At 47.1% G+C, this 20,316-nt stretch carries 23 protein-coding genes; 3 read left to right on the forward strand and 20 right to left on the reverse strand.

Features of this window, described 5'->3' with window-relative positions; all coding sequences use genetic code 11:
* The first annotated feature begins 68 nt into the window (after positions 1-68).
* Complete coding sequence (efp, locus tag B0G85_RS02885) at positions 69-629, forward strand: elongation factor P (protein ID WP_100378917.1); 561 nt, start codon at positions 69-71, stop codon at positions 627-629.
* 78 nt (positions 630-707) lie between these two features.
* Here efp and nagZ read toward each other — a convergent pair whose 3' ends face one another.
* From nagZ to B0G85_RS02970, 17 genes are all read right to left on the reverse strand, one after another.
* Entirely contained in the window at positions 708-1,784 is a 1,077-nt protein-coding gene (gene nagZ / locus B0G85_RS02890; RefSeq protein ID WP_100378918.1) for a beta-N-acetylhexosaminidase, read from the reverse strand.
* A gap of 38 nt (positions 1,785-1,822) precedes the next feature.
* On the reverse strand, positions 1,823-2,215 hold the full coding sequence (gene acpS, locus B0G85_RS02895) for a holo-ACP synthase (protein ID WP_100378919.1): 393 nt from the start codon (positions 2,213-2,215) through the stop codon (positions 1,823-1,825).
* A 17-nt stretch (positions 2,216-2,232) separates the two neighbouring features.
* Positions 2,233-2,988, reverse strand: a complete 756-nt coding sequence (locus B0G85_RS02900) for a pyridoxine 5'-phosphate synthase (protein ID WP_100378920.1) — start codon at positions 2,986-2,988, stop codon at positions 2,233-2,235.
* 12 nt (positions 2,989-3,000) lie between these two features.
* Positions 3,001-3,735, reverse strand: a complete 735-nt coding sequence (gene recO, locus B0G85_RS02905) for a DNA repair protein RecO (RefSeq protein ID WP_100378921.1) — start codon at positions 3,733-3,735, stop codon at positions 3,001-3,003.
* A gap of 5 nt (positions 3,736-3,740) precedes the next feature.
* A complete protein-coding gene (gene era / locus B0G85_RS02910; protein WP_232725908.1) occupies positions 3,741-4,637 on the reverse strand; it encodes a GTPase Era in 897 nt (298 codons plus the stop codon).
* A gap of 44 nt (positions 4,638-4,681) precedes the next feature.
* The gene (gene rnc, locus B0G85_RS02915) at positions 4,682-5,455 is read right to left on the reverse strand and encodes a ribonuclease III (protein ID WP_232725932.1); all 774 of its coding nucleotides are present in this window, start codon (positions 5,453-5,455) and stop codon (positions 4,682-4,684) included.
* A gap of 22 nt (positions 5,456-5,477) precedes the next feature.
* The gene (gene lepB, locus B0G85_RS02920) at positions 5,478-6,284 is read right to left on the reverse strand and encodes a signal peptidase I (protein ID WP_100378923.1); all 807 of its coding nucleotides are present in this window, start codon (positions 6,282-6,284) and stop codon (positions 5,478-5,480) included.
* Entirely contained in the window at positions 6,284-8,089 is a 1,806-nt protein-coding gene (gene lepA / locus B0G85_RS02925; protein WP_100379162.1) for a translation elongation factor 4, read from the reverse strand. The genes lepB and lepA overlap by 1 nt, the downstream gene beginning before the upstream one ends.
* A 144-nt stretch (positions 8,090-8,233) precedes the next feature.
* Positions 8,234-9,682, reverse strand: a complete 1,449-nt coding sequence (locus B0G85_RS02930; RefSeq protein WP_100378924.1) for a DegQ family serine endoprotease — start codon at positions 9,680-9,682, stop codon at positions 8,234-8,236.
* 70 nt (positions 9,683-9,752) lie between these two features.
* On the reverse strand, positions 9,753-11,000 hold the full coding sequence (fabF, locus tag B0G85_RS02935; RefSeq protein WP_100378925.1) for a beta-ketoacyl-ACP synthase II: 1,248 nt from the start codon (positions 10,998-11,000) through the stop codon (positions 9,753-9,755).
* A 28-nt stretch (positions 11,001-11,028) separates the two neighbouring features.
* Positions 11,029-11,268: an acyl carrier protein gene (acpP, locus tag B0G85_RS02940; RefSeq protein WP_071464736.1), complete on the reverse strand. Its 240-nt coding sequence runs from the start codon at positions 11,266-11,268 to the stop codon at positions 11,029-11,031.
* A 101-nt stretch (positions 11,269-11,369) separates the two neighbouring features.
* Positions 11,370-12,113: a 3-oxoacyl-ACP reductase FabG gene (fabG, locus tag B0G85_RS02945; RefSeq protein WP_100378926.1), complete on the reverse strand. Its 744-nt coding sequence runs from the start codon at positions 12,111-12,113 to the stop codon at positions 11,370-11,372.
* A 27-nt stretch (positions 12,114-12,140) separates the two neighbouring features.
* A complete protein-coding gene (gene fabD, locus B0G85_RS02950) occupies positions 12,141-13,076 on the reverse strand; it encodes an ACP S-malonyltransferase (protein ID WP_100378927.1) in 936 nt (311 codons plus the stop codon).
* 59 nt (positions 13,077-13,135) lie between these two features.
* Positions 13,136-14,122: a beta-ketoacyl-ACP synthase III gene (locus tag B0G85_RS02955; protein WP_100378928.1), complete on the reverse strand. Its 987-nt coding sequence runs from the start codon at positions 14,120-14,122 to the stop codon at positions 13,136-13,138.
* Positions 14,119-15,132 carry a phosphate acyltransferase PlsX gene (gene plsX / locus B0G85_RS02960; protein WP_100378929.1) on the reverse strand — a complete coding sequence of 338 codons (1,014 nt, stop codon included), beginning with the start codon at positions 15,130-15,132 and terminating at the stop codon, positions 14,119-14,121. The genes B0G85_RS02955 and plsX overlap by 4 nt, the downstream gene beginning before the upstream one ends.
* Positions 15,133-15,214: 82 nt before the next feature.
* Positions 15,215-15,394, reverse strand: coding sequence for a 50S ribosomal protein L32 (gene rpmF, locus B0G85_RS02965; protein WP_011902241.1), 180 nt, complete (start codon positions 15,392-15,394; stop codon positions 15,215-15,217).
* 101 nt (positions 15,395-15,495) lie between these two features.
* Complete coding sequence (locus tag B0G85_RS02970; RefSeq protein ID WP_100378930.1) at positions 15,496-16,077, reverse strand: YceD family protein; 582 nt, start codon at positions 16,075-16,077, stop codon at positions 15,496-15,498.
* Positions 16,078-16,090: 13 nt separating this feature from the next.
* On the opposite strand from B0G85_RS02970, the gene B0G85_RS02975 reads away from it, so the two are divergent.
* Both B0G85_RS02975 and B0G85_RS02980 read left to right on the forward strand, forming a co-directional pair.
* Positions 16,091-16,705, forward strand: coding sequence for a Maf family nucleotide pyrophosphatase (locus tag B0G85_RS02975; RefSeq protein WP_232725909.1), 615 nt, complete (start codon positions 16,091-16,093; stop codon positions 16,703-16,705).
* A 32-nt stretch (positions 16,706-16,737) separates the two neighbouring features.
* Complete coding sequence (locus B0G85_RS02980; protein ID WP_100378931.1) at positions 16,738-17,511, forward strand: SAM-dependent methyltransferase; 774 nt, start codon at positions 16,738-16,740, stop codon at positions 17,509-17,511.
* A 74-nt stretch (positions 17,512-17,585) separates the two neighbouring features.
* Here the strand turns inward: B0G85_RS02980 and sppA are convergent, their stop codons facing one another.
* From sppA to B0G85_RS02995, 3 genes are read right to left on the reverse strand one after another with little or no spacing between them, the layout of a single operon-like run.
* Positions 17,586-18,545 (reverse strand): signal peptide peptidase SppA, encoded by a 960-nt coding sequence (gene sppA, locus B0G85_RS02985; protein ID WP_100378932.1) that lies wholly within the window; start codon positions 18,543-18,545, stop codon positions 17,586-17,588.
* Positions 18,546-18,569: 24 nt separating this feature from the next.
* Positions 18,570-19,253, reverse strand: coding sequence for an HAD-IA family hydrolase (locus B0G85_RS02990; RefSeq protein WP_100378933.1), 684 nt, complete (start codon positions 19,251-19,253; stop codon positions 18,570-18,572).
* Positions 19,250-20,311 (reverse strand): RluA family pseudouridine synthase, encoded by a 1,062-nt coding sequence (locus B0G85_RS02995; RefSeq protein ID WP_100378934.1) that lies wholly within the window; start codon positions 20,309-20,311, stop codon positions 19,250-19,252. Before B0G85_RS02995 ends, B0G85_RS02990 begins: the two co-directional genes overlap by 4 nt.
* Positions 20,312-20,316: the final 5 nt, after the last annotated feature.

The following is a 20,316-nucleotide window of genomic DNA, read 5'->3' on the forward strand; positions in this document are numbered from 1 at the left end:
CTGGGCGGTTACAATCTTGTTTTTGATATAAACCGCAGATCATTTACTCTGCAATCAGGACTAGCACGATGAAAACAGCACAAGAACTCCGCGTAGGTAACGTAGTAATGATCGGCACTGATGCCATGGTCGTTTTAAAAGCAGAATATAGCCGCTCAGGCCGCAACTCTTCTGTTGTGAAAATGAAGTTTAAAAACTTACTTTCCGGAGCGCCAAACGAAGGCGTGTTTAAAGCGGATGATAAGTTTGACGTTGTGATCCTTGATAAGAAGGAGTGCACCTACTCTTACTTTGCAGATCCAATGTATGTCTTTATGGATACTGAATACAACCAGTACGAAGTGGAATCTGATTTTATGGGTGATGCATTGCATTACCTAGAAGAAGGTATGCCATGTGAAGTTGTGTTCTATGAAGGTAAGGCTCTTTCTGTAGCGATGCCAAACTCTTTGGTTCGTGAAATCATTTATACAGAGCCAGCAGTCAAGGGCGACACTAGCTCAGGCAAGGTATTAAAAACAGCAAAATTAGCTACAGGCTATGAATTGCAGGTGCCTTTATTTTGCAACACTGGCGATAAGATCGAAATCGATACTCGTACCGGCGAATACCGTAGTCGTGCCAACTGATCAGTAACGCTTTAACTTATCAGTAAAAAGCCCGGCGTGCCGGGCTTTTTTTATGCTGTATTGCTTATCGACTATTAATTACTGAATAAGCTTGAGCTGCTTTAGTAGGCCCTTAGCGTGTTGGTACTCAGCCTCCTTCTGTAGAGGACTCCATAATAGCGCTGAAGATTGAGGCATTAGACGATTTAAACGAGTCATCGACTCAGCTTGCTTTGCTTTTGTCACCGTGAGCTCATTGAGTAATTGATCGGCGAGATCGGGACGGTTACAAATGAGCACTGCATCACACCCAGCATCAAGCGCTAATTGGGCACCTTTTACAACAGAGCCCGCAACACTAGCGCCCTCCATCGATAGATCATCACTAAAGATCACCCCCTCAAATCCCAAGTCTTGACGTAGTACAGAATGCAACCAAACCTGAGAAAATCCAGCGGGATGTTTATCTACCTTTGGATAAATCACATGCGCCGGCATGACAGCCGACAAACTTAAATCTAACCAGTCATAGGGTTTGGCATCATCGTTGAGGATCTCATTTAATGAACGCTCATCGACTGGAATCGCTACATGAGAATCGGCCTCCGCCCAGCCATGGCCCGGAAAATGCTTTCCACAATTGGCCATGCCGCCCAAGCGTAAACCTTCATTAAGGCTTTTAGCCAAGGCAAATACAATTTGTGGATCACGACTAAAAGCCCGATCGCCGATGACTGCACTACGACCAAAATCCAAATCCAAGACTGGGGTAAAGCTAAAGTCCACACCACAGGATCGCAATTCAGAAGCCAGAACATAACCACAAGCAGTAGCTGCAGCCATTGCAGTAGCTGCAGATTGAGCAGGATGGATACCTTTAGTCTTGATCGACCACAAATCACCTAATCGACGCATTGCTGGTAAATGGGTAAAACCATCAACCCTACAACGCTGTACCCGTCCACCCTCATGGTCAATCGAGATCAATACATCGGGGCGTAAACTTTTGATCTGTGCCGTCAGCCTACTCAGCTGCTGACGATTAGCAAAGTTTCTACCAAATAAAATAACGCCACCAGTCAGAGGATGTTTTATGCGGCCGCAATCCTCTGCATTCAGTTCAAGACCCATGACATCTAGGGTAATGGGGCCCGGCTTCATATTAGATTTACTCATTGATGATCTTCAATATTAAAGTAGTTGCTTATTTTTGCTTATTTTTGAATCACGATGACATGCGCAATCGCCATATCAAGCTCATCACTAACGGTTACCTGAGCCTCCCAATTACGCTCTTGCATAAATATTGCTAGGGCTCCTCGGTAAGAGGTGATCGGTTTACCACTAGGCTCATTGAGTGTTTGCAGTAACCGCCATGCCATAGGCATTCTCATACCTAGCCCAATAGCCTTGGAGAAAGCCTCCTTAGCAGCAAAGCGTGTAGCTAAAAAAGCAATGCCTCGTTTATGATTTCTACTAAGACGCTGTTTGAAGACGATCATCTCATCGGGCCCCAATACCTTTTCAGCAAGACGCCCTTGAGTTCGATCATAAGCGGCCTGAAGGCGTTCAATTTGCAAGATATCTGTACCAATACCAATAATCATGGGGAGATAAAAATCCGTTAAGCGTGCGCGCGGCCTTGGGCCATGAGTAACGCCATATCCGTAATCGCCTTTTGCCAACCCTTGAACAAGGCCTCGGCAACAATAGCATGTCCAATATTGAGCTCCGATAGCTCTTGAATACCTGCCATAGGGATTACATTACCCTCATGCAAACCATGCCCGGCATTAACCCTCAAACCAATACTCACACCAAACTGCGCAGCTTTACGAATGCGCTCTAACTCCTGCTTCTGTTGATCGCCATTCAAATCCGCATAACGACCCGTGTGTAATTCGACTACAGTAGCCCCCGCATCTTTAGCGGCTTGTATTTGCTTTTGTTCTGGGTCAATAAAGAGGGATACCCGAATACCGGCTGCTTTAAGTTGAGTAGTGGCCGCTTTGACAATATCAAAATGGGTCAACACATCAAGGCCACCCTCAGTAGTGACTTCCTCTCGTTTCTCAGGAACCAGGCAAACATCGTCAGGCCTCACCTCACAGGCAATATGAATCATCTCTGGAGTAACGGCGCACTCTAAGTTCATGCGGGTTTTAATTAAAGGACGTAAGGCCAATAGGTCTGCATCTTTAATGTGGCGACGATCTTCACGCAAATGTAAGGTAATTAAATCGGCTCCTGCTGCCTCTGCCAAACGAGCGGCCTTTAGAGGATCGGGGTAAACAGTGCCCCGTGCGTTGCGCACAGTAGCTACGTGATCAATATTGATTCCAAGCTCTAGCCTTGGGATAGTGGTTGATGTCGTATGCATATCAATAGATTACTAGATTTTCTTGAGGTCAATTAAAATTTGACGGGTTGTCAACACTTGATCTTGCAAATGTAGGCCCAGTAAAAAGCGCATCAGCTGCTTACTCTCAGCAAGAGTATCCACATCAGAAAAGTCACCAACAGCAATGGCCAACAAAGATCTGCCGCTAAGAACAGGCCAATGACCGGGATCATCGCTCTGAGCTGGCCTCACACCACGCTCGGGTTGGTAGACATACTGCTCATTCGATATCGGGGCGCTATTGGTCTCGACACAGCGGTCTAAGGCTGCAGCATAACCCGTCTCCTGGAGCAGGGTTAACTCAAATGGGCGCAGAATTTCCTCTAAGCCCTTGGATTGAAACTCAAGATTAGACAGCGCAGAGATGGTGTCGGTGTAGTGGTCATACAGTCTTTCGTAATCATCTTCACGCGCTAGAAATTTCACCAGCAATTCATTGAGATAAAAACCGCAAAGTAAGGCATCGCCCACTAGAGAGGGGGTGCCACCCACCCACTCTGATTTAGTCAACGTCCTGAGCTCTGATTTACCACTCCAGGAAACTAAGAGAGGCTGAAATCGCTGTAAAACTGGTCGCAATACAGAGTGTGGACGCTTAGCACCTTTAGCAATCAAGGCCATACGACCATACTGCCGTGTAAAAACATCCAGAATTAAACTGGTCTCCTTATAAGGAATGCTGTGCAAGACAAAAGCAGGTTCGTCAGCAACCCGAATAGAAGCCATAGAATTTACTCTAGACCCTGTGCTCGCAATTCGGCGCGGTCATCCGCCCAACCTCGCTTTACCTTGACCCAAGTTTCTAAGAAAACCTTGCCATCAAATAGCTTTTCCATATCGATACGGGCATCGGTAGAAATCTTCTTTAAGCGCTCACCTTTTGCGCCAATAATCATCGCCTTATGACTGTCTCGATCCACCAGGATGGTTGCGGCAATGCGACGCATCTTGCCATCCATCTTAAATTGATCAATCACGACTGAGCTGGTGTAAGGGAGCTCCTCACCCGTGAAACGAAATACTTTTTCACGTAAAATTTCAGCTGCCAGAAAACGTTCACTACGGTCAGTAACCGTATCACCATCGTAAATAGCTTCGCCTTCAGGCAGGTAGCCTTCGAGCACATCAAGTAAGCGCTGAACATCCCCAGGGCTTTTTGCGCTCATCGGAACGATCTCGGAAAACTCACACTTGTTTTGATCCTCATGACCACCAAGATCACTCCATGGCTGGCTCATCTCTTTCATAAAATTGAGCAAGGCTTGATCACGCTCAGAAGGCGTCTGAAAACGACTATTAAATAAATCCAATTTATTAAGCACCAATACCACTGGTAAATCATTAGGCAATAAGCGTAATACTTTTTTATCATCCTCACCAAAGTATCCAGCCTCAACGACATAGCAAGCAACATTGACATCTTGCAATGCAGTTGTCACTGTGCGGTTCAAAGCCTTGTTTAAAGTATTCATTAATCTAGTCTGAAAGCCCGGCGTATCAATAAAGATAAACTGCGCCTCCTCGCGATTCTGAATTCCTAAAATACGATGGCGTGTGGTTTGCGCCTTACGAGAAGTAATACTTATTTTTTGGCCAACCAGGGCATTTAATAAGGTAGATTTACCCATATTAGGACGCCCAACAATGGCGATGGTGCCGCATCTAAACACGATTAGCCCTTCAGCTTAAGATTTAACTGCTCTTCTGTTGCTACTTTTTTTGCTGCATTCTTTTTTGCAGCGCGCGTTTTTTTCGGCTTACCCAACTCTTGTAGCAAGGCTTTCTGTGCCAGCACTAATGCCAATTTTGCAGCAGATTGTTCTGCCGCGCGACGTGAGGCACCATCGCCTTTAACCGATACCTTCAAATTGGGAATTAAACACTCTACCTCGAATTGCTGATTATGTGCTGCACCAGTAGTTCCGGTAACGTTATACGTTGGCAAAGGCAACTGATAGCTCTGCAGACACTCTTGCAACAAAGTCTTGTCATCTTTTCCTAAAGTCTTAGGATCTACATTAGCCAAAATAATCGAATAAAGTCGACGCAAACAGATTTTGGCAGCATCAAATCCACCATCCAAGAAGATTGCTCCGGTAACAGCCTCTAGCGTATCAGCGAGAATAGATGGCCGACGAAATCCGCCACTCTTGAGCTCACCCTCCCCCAGACGTAGATAGTCTGATAGGGACAGTGATTGAGCAATTTCATACAGGGCCTGTTGCTTCACTAAGTTAGCACGTACACGTGAAAGGTCCCCCTCATCTAAATCAGCATAGCGCTCGTAAAGCATTTCTGCGACGACGCAATTGAGAATGGAGTCTCCTAAAAACTCTAAACGCTCATTATTTTTCTTGCTATGGCTGCGATGCGTTAGGGCTTGATTAAGCAATTCTAATTTTTTAAAGGTATAGCCCAGCTGCGCCTGCAAAGGACCAGTTCCCATCACGGCTCGAGCGTTCATCGCTTTACTCAAAGCCACCGATACGACCTAAGTTACCAAGATTGAGCCAAACAAAGAAAGCTCTACCCACAATGTTTTTATCGGGCACAAATCCCCAGTAACGTGAATCAGCGCTGTTGTCCCGGTTATCACCCATAGCAAAGTAATGCCCCGCTGGTACCTTACAAGTAAGACCTGCATTTTGATATTCGCAATTCTCAAACCCAGGAAAACGTTCGGCCGGAAAGCTACCGGCTAGGCGTTCAGGATCATTCAAAATCTCATGCCGATTACCCCCCAAATCCGCGGGGAAGGATTCTGTATAACGCTTGGCATAACGCATGTTTTCAGGATCGAGATAAGATTCACCACCGCTGTACTGCAAAGGCTGACCATTAACTGTTAATCGTTTGTCCTGATAATGGATCGTATCGCCAGGCAGGGCTACAACCCGTTTAATGTAATCCACTGATTCATCGCGGGGGTAGCGAAAGACGACGACGTCACCCCGTTTTGGTGAGCCCAATTCCACTACTTTTTGATTTATCACTGGCAAGCGAATGCCATAGGTGAACTTATTCACTAGAATAAAGTCCCCAATCTGTAAAGTCGGAATCATCGACCCCGAAGGAATTTTGAACGGCTCCACAATAAACGAGCGCAACACAAAGACAGCGCAAATCACTGGAAAAAATCCTGCCGTGTATTCAAGCCACAAAGGCATACGATCGATGCCTACAGCACGTCGTTGCGGGGCGAAGTAAAGTCGATCAGCAACCCAGGCAATACCTGAAATGATCACCAGGATAAATAGAATAAGTGCGAAGTTCATTAGTCGTCTACCTGCAAAATAGCTAAGAAAGCCTCTTGTGGAATTTCCACATTACCAACTTGCTTCATGCGCTTCTTGCCTTCCTTTTGCTTTTCCAACAATTTACGTTTACGGGAGATGTCTCCACCATAACATTTGGCTAAAACATTTTTACGCAAAGCTTTGACGTTTTCACGGGCGACAATATTGCTACCAATTGCCGCCTGAATAGCGACATCAAACATTTGACGAGGAATAATATTGCGCATCTTGGCAACTACTTCACGCCCACGATGCTGACTATTACTACGGTGAACAATCACCGACAGAGCATCGACTCGCTCGCTATTAATCAAAATATCTACCTTCACTACATCGGCTGGTCGATATTCCTTAAACTCATAATCCATCGAGGCATAGCCGCGTGAGATAGATTTCATTTTGTCAAAGAAATCCAATACGATCTCTGCCATAGGCAACTCATATGTGAGTTTTACCTGGCGGCCAAGGTAGTTCATGTCCATTTGTACCCCGCGCTTACCAACACATAATGTGATGATCGCGCCCACATACTCTTGCGGCATGTAAAGATTAACCGTTACTATCGGCTCAAGAATGGTGTTAACTTTGCTCGCCTCTGGCATCTTCGACGGGTTATCCACCAGTGTGACCGAACCATCAGAATGCTCAACCTGATACACCACCGTTGGTGCAGTAGTTATGAGATTCATGCCGTACTGGCGCTCTAAGCGCTCTTGCACAATCTCCATATGGAGTAATCCCAAGAAACCACAACGAAATCCAAAACCTAGGGCTTGAGACACCTCTGGCTCATACAGCAGCGAGGCATCATTTAACTGCAGCTTCTCTAAGGATTCGCGTAACTGATCATACTCACTTGACTCAACAGGATATAAGCCTGCAAATACTTGCGGCTTAACCTCTTTAAAACCAGGCAGTGGTGCTGTGGCAGGGACTCTGCCTTGCTGTCCAGGGGAATGGGTGACGGTATCACCTACCTTAGCGGCTTTTAACTCTTTAATGCCCGCAATGACAAATCCTACTTGGCCAGCAGATAGCTCTGGACGATCAACAGACTTCGGACTAAATACACCGACATGCTCGACTAAATGACTTGAGCCATTTGCCATAAGGGTGATTTTTTCTTTTGTTTTGAGAGTGCCGTTGACAACACGCACCAGCATGACTACACCGACATAATTATCAAACCAGGAATCAATGATCAATGCTTGCAGTGGATCCGTGGGACTCCCCTTTGGAGGAGGGACAAGAGCAATCATTTCTTCAATGACTTCTTGAACGCCTAGGCCCGTTTTAGCCGAGCATGTCACTGCATCTGATGCATCAATCCCAATGACATCTTCAATTTCTTTTTTGGCGCGATCTGGATCAGCCTGAGGTAAATCAATTTTATTCAGTACTGGCACAACCTCAACACCCAACTCTAGAGCCATATAGCAATTGGCAACGGTTTGTGCCTCGACACCTTGACTAGCATCCACTACCAATAAAGCGCCCTCACAGGCAGACAGCGAACGACTCACTTCGTATGAAAAATCAACATGCCCAGGGGTATCAATTAAATTGATGTTGTAAGTGTTGCCATCTTTTGACTTATAGGACAGGGCCGCTGTTTGGGCTTTGATGGTGATGCCACGCTCACGCTCGATATCCATCGAATCCAGAACCTGGGCCTCCATCTCTCGGTCGGAAAGACCGCCACACAACTGAATAATCCGATCGGCAAGCGTCGATTTACCGTGATCAATATGGGCGATGATAGAAAAATTTCGGATTAAATCCATAGCGTCTAAATAGTCATTCAAAAAAACGCTTTTTCAGAACGCACCCCAATGATGCGCTGCAAAAAGTCGTCTTGAGTTGATTGTAATGGGTGGCGCCAAATTGGCGCCAAGCCCATTCTTTTACTTAAAAAGGGTTATTAATACCTATTTTGGCTTAACCGGGATGATTAAGGTGCTATCAGCTCGTCGCACAAAAACAGGTACGGTTTTATTGACGTCCAAACCCTTTAATAGAGCCTCAAATTGCTTAACCCCCGTGATGTCGGTATCTGCAATTCGAATAATCACGTCACCGGGACGGACCCCTCCCCGAACTAGGGGGCCTTCACCTAGGCCAGTGACCTCTACGCCGCCACGAATATTGAGCTCTCGCCTCTTTCCGTCAGATGGCTCTGCTACCGCCACCCCAAGGGTACCAACATTGCCAGTGCCGGAATTTGAGCTATCCGCCTTCTTAAGAGGGCTTTGACCAGCATCCATATCAATGACGCTCACCATTAAGTCCTTCGAAGCCCCTTTGCGCCAAACCTGTACCGCCGCACTGGTGCCAGGCTTTGTCTCTCCGACAGTTCTGGGTAAATCAGTGGACTTAGCAATATCACGCCCATTAAAACTAAGAATGACATCACCCGATTCAATGCCACCAGCAGCAGCCGGGCCGCCTGGCTCGACATTGCGGACATAGGCCCCACGAGGTTTACCTAGGCCCAAGCTTTCTGCGATTTCTTTCGTCATTTCACCTAAAGCCACACCGATGCGGCCACGAGTCATTTTTCCGTTGGAGCGCAACTGATCTGCAACCCGCATTGCCTCATCAATCGGAATCGCAAAAGATATGCCCATATAGCCACCGGAGCGGCTAAAAATTTGAGAATTAATACCGATCACTTGACCAGCAGTATTAATTAAAGGGCCGCCTGAATTACCCGGGTTCACGGCAACGTCAGTCTGAATAAATGGCAAGTAATCGCCTGTATCACGGCTCTTAGCCGACACAATGCCAGCAGTCACGGTATTTTCAAGCCCAAATGGAGATCCAATGGCTAGAACCCACTCTCCCACTCGCACCCTTGAAGAGTCACCTAAAGGTAATCTAGGTAAATCGCGAGCATCAATCTTGAGAACAGCTACGTCAGTGCGCTTATCCATCCCCAATAATTTGGCCTTAAATTCACGTTTATCAGTTAAGGTGACATAAATAGTATTGGCGCCCTCAACAACATGGGCATTGGTCAGAACTAACCCATTAGAGTCGATAATAAAGCCAGACCCAACGCCGCGATCAGACTCTTGTGGCTTGCCAGGGTTGGGCTGTGCTTGCTTCGGTCCCCCTGGTAACCCCGGAATAGGCACACCAAAGAAGCGACGGAAGAATTCCGCTTGATCTTCAGGCATTCCCGGAATACCACCCTGTGATTGCTGGGCAGCCACCTTTTCTGTCACGCGAATATTCACCACTGCAGGGCTAGCTCGCTCAACGAGATCAGCGAAATCGGGTACAGAGACCCTCGACACCTGCGCGAAGGAGGAGGAAACCATGGGGATTTGCCCAAAGCTGACGATAACTAAGAGCGCAATTAAGTACTTTTTCATAATGCAATAGGCCTACTTGGTAAAAACCAGTAATGAATCAATGTATTAAGGAGACAACCTAAAGTAGATATTAGGTCAATTTGCCGAAAATCAAGGTGCCGTTAGTACCCCCAAAGCCAAAGTTGTTTTTAACGGCATGTTCAATTTTCACGTCACGAGCGGTGTTGGCGCAGTAGTCCAAATCACATTCGGGATCTTGATTGAAAATATTAATCGTTGGTGGGGATTTCTGATGATGCAAAGCTAAGATCGTAAATACAGACTCCAACCCACCTGCGCCGCCCAAAAGGTGACCGGTCATAGATTTTGTAGAGTTGATCAAGACCTTCTTGGCATGATCACCAAGGGCCGCCTTGATAGCACCAGTCTCATTTTTATCACCCAGTGGAGTTGATGTACCGTGGGCATTGATATATTGAATTTGATCTGAATTCAGGCTTGCATCACGCATTGCGTTAACCATGCAACGACGTGGGCCATCCATATTAGGGGCAGTCATATGGTATGCATCACCACTCATACCAAACCCTAAAAGCTCACAGTAAATTTTAGCACCGCGTGCTTTGGCATGCTCATACTCTTCAATAACCAGGACGCCAGCACCTTCACCCAAGACAAAACCATCACGGTCTTTATCCCAAGGGCGTGATGCAGTTGCTGGGTCATCGTTGCGAGTAGACAAGGCGCGAGCCGAGGCAAAGCCGCCAACACCCAAAGCAGAAATAGTAGATTCAGCGCCACCAGCAACCATGACATCGGCGTCACCGTATTGAATCAAGCGTGCTGCCAAACCAATGCTATGTAAACCTGTTGTGCAGGCAGTGACTGCCGCTACATTTGGGCCTTTAAGCCCAAATAAAATGCTTAAGTGCCCAGAAATCATATTAATAATGGATCCAGGCACAAAGAACGGGGAAATACGGCGAGGACCACGTGCCAACAATTCAGCACCCGTCGCTTCAATCATTGGCAGACCGCCAATACCGGAGCCAACCATGACGCCAATACGTTCTGCATTTTCTTCTGTGACCACGATCCCACTATCACGGATAGCTTGTGCGCCAGCGGCGATACCAAAATGAATAAACGTGTCCATGTGCCGCGCTTCCTTAGCGGACACATACTCCTCAACATTAAAGTCTTTAACTTCGCCAGCGAAATGCACGCTCAGCGGTGTATGGTCAAACTTAGTAATGGTAGCAATGCCCGACTTGCCCGCAAGGACATTGGACCAAGCTACATCAACAGAGTTACCAACTGGAGAAATCAGACCTAAACCGGTAACAACTACCCGGCGTCGGCCATTTGATGCTGACACAGTATTTGCTTTGAACTAAGCTAGGGAATTAACCCTGAGCTTTGGATTGAGCGAAGTCTATAGCGAGCTGAACTGTAGTGATCTTCTCAGCCTCTTCGTCCGGAATCTCAATACCAAATTCATCCTCTAAAGCCATTACGAGCTCAACAGTGTCAAGAGAGTCTGCACCCAGGTCATTCACAAAAGAAGATTCATTCTTGATGTCTCCTTCAGCGACGCCCAATTGCTCAGCGACGATCTTCTTAACGCGTTGTTCGATGTTATCCATTAAATCCCCCAAGGGTTGTAAAAAAATGATGAAGGAATTTTATCAGCTTGGCGAGCTAAATTAGCAAATCCGCCAAAAAATGACCAAATCTCTAGTTATATTTAGGCTAAATAAAGGCCGCCATTGACATGCAAGGTATTACCAGTGATGTATCCCGCAGCTGGAGAGGCCAAAAATGCCACTGCCTGAGCCACATCCTCGGGGCTGCCAAGGCGCGCTAAAGGGATATTGGCCTTCAGGGCATTTTGCTGCTCCTCACTCAAAGCACGCGTCATATCAGTGTCAATGAACCCTGGGGCTACGCAATTAACCGTGATATTGCGGCTACCGATTTCGCGAGCTAAAGCACGAGTCATACCAGAAACACCTGCTTTGGCAGCGGCATAATTCGCCTGCCCAGGATTACCCATATGACCAACAATCGAGGTGATGTTAATAATGCGACCCGTACGCGCCTTCATCATCGGCCGCATCACTGCTTGGGACAAACGAAACACAGCGCTTAAGTTGGTATCAATGACATCGGTCCACTCTTCGGCCTTCATTCGCATAGCCAATTGATCACGAGTAATGCCCGCGTTATTGACCAAAATACCAATTCCACCAAAATCCTTCACGATCAAATCAATGATGGCTTCACATGCCTTTGGATCCGTAACATTCAATACTTCGCCCCGGCCACCGCTCGCTTGTAAACGGGCGTTGATCGCTTTAGCCCCATCCTCCGAGGTGGCTGTACCAATCACTTTAGCACCGCATTTCACAAGCTCATCTGCAATCGCCTGACCAATACCACGCGATGCGCCAGTTACTAGTGCAATTTGTCCGCTTAAATCGAGATTCATTTTTTGTCTTTCGTTCTTACTGAATGATTATTTCACTGCTGCTAGCGCATCATTGAGGCTAGTCTCATCAAACATTGGTATACCGATAGCCTTGTCATTAATACGCTTAGTTAAGCCTGCCAGTACTTTGCCAGGTCCACATTCCATCACTTGAGTCACGCCCTGCTGCACCATCGCATTAATCGTTTCATGCCATCTCACCGGCATCGCAGCTTGGCGCACCAAGGCATCCTTGATAGCATTAACATCCTGCAACGTTTGCACATCCACATTATTGATAACTGAAATGGTAGGCGCCTTAAACTCAACATTGGCCAGATAGGCTTTGAGCTTTTCAGAGGCTGGCTGCAATAAAGATGAATGAAAAGGGGCTGAGACAGGCAAGGGCAGCGCACGCTTTGCACCGGCTGCTTTTAATAACTCACAAGCCTTGGCAAGCGCATCACTACCGCCAGCGATTACTACCTGCCCTGGCGCATTAAAGTTTACCGCCTCAACTACTCCGCCAGAGAGCGCCGCCGCTTCTGCGCAAAGAGTGCTCACGATGGCATCATCTAGGCCCAGAATTGCGGCCATACCGCCTGTACCCACTGGCACTGCCGACTGCATAGCTTCAGCACGAAAGCGCACTAAAGGTACGGCATCTTTAAACGAAATAACACCAGCTGCAACCAAAGCGGAGTATTCACCGAGGCTATGCCCTGCGACTATTTTAGGGATCGCGCCACCAGCGGCCAACCAAGCACGATAAAACGCAATTGCTGCCGTGAGCATGACGGGCTGTGTATTGGTAGTTAAAGCCAAGGTTTCTGCCGGACCTTCCGCAATCATCTTTGCAATATCTTCACCCAAAGCTTCAGAGGCTTCTTGTAGGGTGGCACGCACTTCAGGACGGCCAGAGATTGAATTGAGCATTCCAACAGCTTGGGAGCCTTGGCCTGGAAATACAAAAGCAAATGTCATGGGATCAGTCGCCAAGTTTTATGAGTAGTTATGTAAATAAATAAATCGAACGAAGCTCTTTAATACTTAACGGCTACGGCGCCCCAAGCAAAGCCACCGCCAACACCCTCTAATAAAAGATGTTGACCGCGCTGAATTTGCCCAGACCGAATACCTGCATCCAGAGCAAGCGGAATAGAGGCGGCCGAAGTGTTGCCATGCTCATGCACCGTCACAATGACCTTATCCATAGACATGTTCATCTTGCGAGCCGTACTCTCCATAATCCGGATATTAGCTTGATGCGGTACTAACCAATCAATCTGCTCTGGCTTGAGATTCGCTTTTTCAAGAACCTCATGGGCAACTTGCTCAAGCACCTTCACTGCCAACTTAAATACTGCGGGCCCATCCATTGTCATAAAAGGAGAGCCGTGCACTTGACCGTGACCAGCACGACCAGGAACACACAAAATATCTCGCTGGGAACCATCCGCATGTAGAGCAGTGGCCAATATTCCAGGCTCAGTAGAAGCTTCCAAGACTACGGCGCCAGCACCATCCCCAAATAAAACTGAAGTAGTACGATCCTCGAAATTCAGAATACGAGAAAATGTTTCCGCACCAAGTACCAATACTTTTTTATAGCTACCGGTACGAATAAATGCATCTGCAATTGCTAGCGCATAAGTAAAACCAGCGCAGACAGCCTGCACATCAAAAGCTGCGCAATAATTGTGAGCGGCTAATTTATCTTGGACAACACAAGCGGTGCTCGGAAATCCACCCAAATGATCCGGAGTCGAGGTTGCCAGGATAATGAGATCAAGATCTGCAGAGGTGCAGCCTGCACTCATCAACGCTGCTTCCGCCGCCTTCACCGCTAAATCACTAGTGAGTTGATTGTCAGCTGCAAAGTGGCGAGCAGCGATACCACTGCGAGTCATAATCCACTCATCGCTCGTTTCAATACCAATCTTTGCTAGGCGCTCGACAAGGTCTTGGTTGCTCACCCGTTGCTCAGGAAGATAGCTTCCTGTTCCCGCTACTCGTGAATAGGTATTCATAACAATCTATCCGTAACAAAAGCCTGCGCAATTCGCTCGACCATACGATTTTTTGCCGCTTCATAGGCGCGGTCCAGAGCAAAACCAAAACTAATCCGATCTGCGGAGCCATGACTTTTGATAACACAACCCCGCAACCCCAATAGTACCGCCCCGTTGTAGCGCCGATGATCTACTCGTTTGCGCACACGCAGCAAAGGCACCATGGCAAAGACAGCCATCAGCTTAGTAAGCCAAGATCGATTAAATTCACTTTTAATCAAACCGCTCATCATCCTTGCCAGACCCTCGCTCGCCTTAAGCACAGCGTTACCCACAAAGCCATCACACACTACGATATCTGTGGTGCCCTTAAAAACATCATCGCCTTCAACATTGCCATAAAAGTTTAAGCTGCTTGCGCGAAGAAGTTCCCCTGTCCGCTTCACAACCTCGTTACCCTTAATCAACTCTTCCCCGATATTCAAAAGGCCAATGGAAGGGTTTTGCTTACCCTCCACCACTTGCACCATCACGTTAGCCATTTGCGCAAATTGCACTAAATGCATTGGCTCACAATCGGCATTGGCACCAAGGTCAAGCATGGTAGTGCCCAAACCTTTTTCATTGGGGATCGCAGCAGCAATGGCTGGGCGATCAACGCCATCTAATGTTTTGAGAATATAACGAGAAATCGCCATCAAGGCGCCGGTATTTCCAGAGGAAATGATGGCATCAGCCACGCCGTTCTTCACTTGCTGTATGGCCACGCGCATTGAGGAGTCTTTTTTGCGGCGTAAGGCTATCTCAATCGAGTCATCCATTAAGACGACTTCGCTAGCGGCAACAATATGAATACGCTCGGTGGGCGCTTTGGGAAATCGATCTAGGGCTTGCCTGATCAAATCAGCATCACCTACTAAGGTGATGTTTACATCAGCATGTTTTTCCAGAAAATCACAACAGGCTGGGACGGTCACAATCAAACCATGATCTCCGCCCATAGCATCGATGGCAAGTGTGACACTCATAAAATCGTGGATTGAAACAATTGATTTGTTTAAGAAAAAAGCGGCTTTAAATGGAGCCGCTTCTATCTTTTAGACTAAAAAATTAGTCGTTTTTTGTTTTCACTACTTTACGGCCACGGTAGTAACCATTAGGTGAGATGTGATGGCGTAAGTGTGCCTCACCTGTTGTGGCCTCAACAGCCGTAGCAGGTGCGGTCAAAAAGTCGTGTGCACGGTGCATGCCACGTTTGGATGGGGATTTTTTATTCTGTTGGACGGCCATATTGAACTCCTAAGCAAGCCGATATTCTAGCATGGAAATTTCAATCAATCTATGATTTTCACTACTTAAAGTCTGTAACTACCGCACCAAAAAATGCCCCTTTAAGAATTTTTCTTCATATTTTTCAATATGTTAAAAGGATTTTCTTGTTTCCCAGGCTTACTCGACTCCTCACCAGAATCCCCAAAAGAAGAGGCATGCGCCTTACAGGCACTATCCGTATGAATAGGGATTAAAGGCAGGGAAAGGAGTATCTCGTCCTCCAAAAGCTCCAAAAGGTCAAAATGCTGGCTGGCCACTAATGGCTCTTGTTGATCGTCCTCCATGGAAAAGGCGTCTGCCTCCTCTTCCGAGGCCACCAAAACAAATTGGCGCGTTTCCAGCAAGTTCACAGCGCAATCTTGAAGGCAACGTTGGCAGATTAAATGAATTCGCCCTTTTAGGCCCAGCTTAAGTACTTGTGATCGCTGTGCAACTGCAGAATCTACAAAATGCGTACTGATATTCCAATTAAATCCATCCCCCGCCACAATAGAGGAGGCCTCATCAAGCAAACGTGGCATTGTTAATATCTCTAAAAAACCAGCCCCCTTGTAAGTCACAGGAGCACAAAAATCTACCCTACGCAAAGCGCTCGGATCTGTAGATAGTTTAACTTGAGGTGAAATTTGATTACGATTCATAGTAAGAGTCTAAATGATGGTCTTAATGAAAGCACCGGAAGTAATGAGTAATTCTGAAAAAAAATTGATATTGGCATCGACCTCAGCCTATCGATACCAACTTCTTGCGCGCCTTGGCATCCCTTTTACCGTAATAGCACCACAGGTTGATGAAACTCCATTGCCTCATGAAAGCACCACAGAACTGGCCTTAAGGCTTGCAATCGCAAAAGCTAAAGCGGTCAGCAAAGATCATCCTCAAGCTTGGGTTATTGGCTCTGATCAAGTGGCCGATCTTTATGGGGCCGCAATCGGTAAGCCTGGAAACTTTGAGCGGGCGTTAGCTCAGCTGCAATTGATGCGGGGTGCTAATGTAACCTTTCATACGGCGCTTTGCCTCATGCATGGTGAATTAGAGACAAGCTTAAATGTCCCAACGGCAGTGAAATTCCGCAATTTGCCTGACCAAACCCTAGAGGCCTATTTAAGGGCAGAAGAACCCCATGATTGTGCCGGTAGCGCAAAATCAGAGGGGATGGGAATCGCTTTACTTGAATTCATCCGCAGCGATGATCCCACTGCGTTGATTGGCCTACCCCTCATTGCTTTAAGCGGCCTTCTTCGTGATGCTGGTTTTTCCATTCCATAAAATCATTGAATCAAAAAACAGGTAAAAAAATAATGGGCATAAGCTTAGGTACTCTTTTTTTAATCCCCAATACTTTGGGAGAGCAAGCGCGAGTAGAGCAATTACCATGGGTACTTCCAAGCGAAACGATTAATCAAGCAGCCAAACTGACCCACTGGATTGTGGAAAATGCTAAAACTGCGCGGGCTTTTTTAAAGGCAGTAGACACGGTGTCACCACTTGCATGCCCAATTCAAGAAATGCAGATGAGTGAGTGGCGTGGAGTTGATCGTAATGCAAAATATGGTGATGCGATCAAGCCCATGGACTTATTAAAGCCCTTGATGGCTGGTAAGGATATGGGCTTGATGTCAGAAGCAGGAGTTCCAGGAGTCGCAGATCCTGGCGCTGAATTAGTTTTAGCAGCGCATAAGCTTGGCGCCAAAGTTAAGCCAATGATAGGTCCCAGCGCCATCCTATTAGGCTTAATGGCTAGCGGCTTAAATGGCCAACGCTTTGCATTCCAAGGCTACGTTCCTCACGATGCACAAGATCGCATTAACAAACTCAAGCAGCTGGAAATTGAGTCAAGAAAATTACAGCAGACCCAAATTTGGATAGAGACGCCTTATCGCAACACGGCCATGCTAATGGCGTGCCTCAATGCCTTGTCACCCCAAACACTACTCTGCCTTGGTATGGACCTGAGCCTCCCATCAGAGATGATTGCGACATTGTCGATTACTGATTGGCGCAGACGTTATCCCAATGAAGCAGCCTGTGCTTCCTTGCAAAACCGGCCAGCAGTATTTTTAATGCTGGCCTAATCGATTTGATCAGGCCATACCTGACTTAGCCCAACTGGGCTGAGCTCGGTTTATTTCAGTCCGTTATTTTTTTGTTACCTTAGATCCGGCGCCCTTAACAAGGCTTTGCCAGCAGAGGCGCCCACCTCGGCACCGAATCTTTTAGCAACTCGTTCTGCAAAGTTTTCTTTCATGGTGTAGTCCAAAATATCTGGGGCCTTAAAGACATCGCGAGCTACCGTATCGACGGTGCCATACCCATCAACTAAGCCCACTTTAATCGCCTGCTCACCATTCCAAACTCGACCTGAAAACATGTCGGGGGTTTCTTTGAGACGATCGCCTCTACCCTCTTTCACCACCGCAATAAATTGCTGATGAATCTCATCGATCATTGCTTTGATCATGTCCACTTGCTTAGGATTTTCCTTAGAGAAAGGATCCATCATGCCTTTATTAGAGCCCGCAGTGATCATGCGACGAGTCACGCCCAACTTATCCATCAGACCTGTAAATCCAAAGCCCTCCATGATGACGCCAATAGAGCCAACTAGACTAGCTTTATCAACCAAAATTTGATCCCCAGCAACGGCTACGTAGTAACCACCAGAAGCACAAATATCTTCTACTACAACATAAAACGGCTTATTGGGATACAGCTTGCGTAAACGATGAATCTCATCATTAATCATTCCCGCCTGAACTGGTGAGCCCCCAGGGCTATTGATACGTAGTACTACGCCTGCACTATTTTCATTTTCAAATGCAGAGGTCAAAGAGGAATTGATATCCAAAGCATTGGCCATTGAGCTTGCAGCAATCTCACCCTCTAAAGTAACTAGTGCAGTGTGCTTCTCAGCACCCATGCCATGCCCAGGTAGACGAAAATCAAAGATCGCAAGAACAACGCCCACAAAAACCAGCAAGGTCAGCGCACGAAAGAACGCCTTCCAGCGACGTGCCTTGCGAGTCTCTTTTAAGTTTTCAAGCAATAAATGCTCAAGGGCTTGTCGCTCCCAAGATTGCTTAGTGCCGTCAGATTGAATTGGATCCATTCCTAATAATTCCTTTTGAACAAACTAGTTAACGGTGAGATTCTGCTTAAGCCAACGGGTCAGTTGCGACACATCATCCACATGGGTCAGTGAGGCCGATTCTTTAAGTATGCTTGGTGGGTGCGCGCCGTACGTTACAGCGACTGCATCAACTCCCGCATTGGCGGCCATATCTAAATCATGGGTGGTGTCGCCAATCATCAACATTCGCCGTGTTGGTACCTGCATCACATCAGACAATTCCAAGAGCATGCCTGGGTGGGGCTTAGAAAATGATTCATCCGCAGTACGAGTCTCATGAAATAAATGACTAATTTGATGATGGTCCAAGGATCGATCGAGCCCCACGCGTGATTTGCCAGTGGCGACGCCAAGCAAATAACCCTCTGCGCGCAGGTCCTGCAGTAACTCGCGGATACCCGAGAATAAATGGAGTTCGTGATCTTTGGCTAGATAGTGAAAACGGAATCGCTCAGTGAGTTTAGGAAAGTGGGCTGGCTCAATCCAAGGAACCGCCCTTCTCAAAGAGTCATGAATTCCCAAGCCAATGACCGAGCTTGCCAGGGTGTCGTCAGGCTCCTTAAAGCCCAAATCACGACATGACTGCTGAATACATTCCACAATCGTTGGCGTGGAATCCATGATAGTGCCATCCCAATCCCACACAATCAGCTCATAACGTCTTTCCGACTTTGTTTTCTCAATCATGTGGCTACTTTAATGGGTTCACTTTTTTCACTAGCGACTTCAAATAACTTCATCATTGCTGCAAATTCCACAGGAAGTGGCGACTCGATTCGCATCTTTTCTCCCGTTCGAGGATGGGTAAAACCAGCGAGGTGAGCATGAAGGTACAAGCGCTTTGATTTAACCACTTTATCTTGATCCTCAAAACCATACTTGTCGTCACCTAAGATGGAATGCCCCAACTTCTGTAGGTGCACTCGAATTTGATGTGTGCGCCCTGTTTTGAGTTGAGCTTCGGCTAGAGTAATGGTGGCATTCTCGCGCTGAAGCGTTTTAATAACCCGTAAAGCCGTGTGACTTGGCAAGCCATCCGGATCAACACGGACGCGACGCTCCCCGTTGGGTAGTAAGTATTTATGCAAAGCGTATTTCAGCTGCATCACCCCTGCTCCCTGAGTAACTTCACCATGGGCTAATAAGTAATACCGCTTGTCAGTCTGACCTTCTCGAATTTGGCGGTGCAACTCCACCAAAGCACTGCGTTTTTTAGCTAGCAGCAAAACACCGGAGGTATCTCGGTCCAAACGGTGTACTAGCTCAATGAATTTGAGTTCAGGACGAGTAATCCGCAAGGTCTCGATGACCCCCAGAGCGATCCCAGATCCGCCGTGGACTGCCAAACCAGCAGGTTTATTAACAATTAATAAAGCGTCATCCTCATACAAAATCGGCATTTTGTCGGAGTAGCCCTGTGCCCTAGACTTGGTTTGAGCAGTATTGACAATCGCCATTTGGGCGGGTTCAGCTATTCGAACAGGTGGAACACGGACAACATCACCTTCGACCAAGCGGGTTGTTGGCTCCGCCCTTTTTTTATTCACCCGCACTTCGCCAGAGCGAATAATCCGATACACGTGGCTTTTGGGTACGCCTTTAGCCCAGCGTAAGAGGTAGTTATCTAGACGCTGGCCAGCCTCTTCGGGGCTGATCGTCTGAAGGTGGACAGCGGGAGCCGTCGGGGAAACTGAAGAAACTGGGGGTTTAGGCCCTAAAGAGTGGGAAATGGGTTCGGATTTCATGATTT

Origin of the sequence: Polynucleobacter brandtiae, from assembly GCF_002797575.1 — a bacterium.
Classification (GTDB): Bacteria; Pseudomonadota; Gammaproteobacteria; order Burkholderiales; family Burkholderiaceae; genus Polynucleobacter; species Polynucleobacter brandtiae.

Coding starts and splice junctions, on each gene's coding strand:
- lepA (WP_100379162.1), bottom strand. CDS start 8,089: ATGGATTTAATCCGAAATTTTTCTATCATCGCCCATATTGATCACGGT.
- recO (WP_100378921.1), bottom strand. CDS start 3,735: ATGGCTTCTATTCGGGTTGCTGACGAACCTGCTTTTGTCTTGCACAGC.
- era (WP_232725908.1), bottom strand. CDS start 4,637: ATGGGTAAATCTACCTTATTAAATGCCCTGGTTGGCCAAAAAATAAGT.
- sppA (WP_100378932.1), bottom strand. CDS start 18,545: ATGGATCCAATTCAATCTGACGGCACTAAGCAATCTTGGGAGCGACAA.
- rpmF (WP_011902241.1), bottom strand. CDS start 15,394: ATGGCCGTCCAACAGAATAAAAAATCCCCATCCAAACGTGGCATGCAC.
- fabD (WP_100378927.1), bottom strand. CDS start 13,076: ATGACATTTGCTTTTGTATTTCCAGGCCAAGGCTCCCAAGCTGTTGGA.
- B0G85_RS02955 (WP_100378928.1), bottom strand. CDS start 14,122: ATGAATACCTATTCACGAGTAGCGGGAACAGGAAGCTATCTTCCTGAG.
- B0G85_RS02980 (WP_100378931.1), top strand. CDS start 16,738: ATGGGCATAAGCTTAGGTACTCTTTTTTTAATCCCCAATACTTTGGGA.
- nagZ (WP_100378918.1), bottom strand. CDS start 1,784: ATGAGTAAATCTAATATGAAGCCGGGCCCCATTACCCTAGATGTCATG.
- acpS (WP_100378919.1), bottom strand. CDS start 2,215: ATGATTATTGGTATTGGTACAGATATCTTGCAAATTGAACGCCTTCAG.
- rnc (WP_232725932.1), bottom strand. CDS start 5,455: ATGGGAACTGGTCCTTTGCAGGCGCAGCTGGGCTATACCTTTAAAAAA.
- plsX (WP_100378929.1), bottom strand. CDS start 15,132: ATGAGTGTCACACTTGCCATCGATGCTATGGGCGGAGATCATGGTTTG.
- B0G85_RS02975 (WP_232725909.1), top strand. CDS start 16,091: ATGATGGTCTTAATGAAAGCACCGGAAGTAATGAGTAATTCTGAAAAA.
- B0G85_RS02930 (WP_100378924.1), bottom strand. CDS start 9,682: ATGAAAAAGTACTTAATTGCGCTCTTAGTTATCGTCAGCTTTGGGCAA.
- acpP (WP_071464736.1), bottom strand. CDS start 11,268: ATGGATAACATCGAACAACGCGTTAAGAAGATCGTCGCTGAGCAATTG.
- B0G85_RS02900 (WP_100378920.1), bottom strand. CDS start 2,988: ATGCATACGACATCAACCACTATCCCAAGGCTAGAGCTTGGAATCAAT.
- efp (WP_100378917.1), top strand. CDS start 69: ATGAAAACAGCACAAGAACTCCGCGTAGGTAACGTAGTAATGATCGGC.
- lepB (WP_100378923.1), bottom strand. CDS start 6,284: ATGAACTTCGCACTTATTCTATTTATCCTGGTGATCATTTCAGGTATT.
- B0G85_RS02995 (WP_100378934.1), bottom strand. CDS start 20,311: ATGAAATCCGAACCCATTTCCCACTCTTTAGGGCCTAAACCCCCAGTT.
- B0G85_RS02990 (WP_100378933.1), bottom strand. CDS start 19,253: ATGATTGAGAAAACAAAGTCGGAAAGACGTTATGAGCTGATTGTGTGG.
- B0G85_RS02970 (WP_100378930.1), bottom strand. CDS start 16,077: ATGAATCGTAATCAAATTTCACCTCAAGTTAAACTATCTACAGATCCG.
- fabG (WP_100378926.1), bottom strand. CDS start 12,113: ATGAATCTCGATTTAAGCGGACAAATTGCACTAGTAACTGGCGCATCG.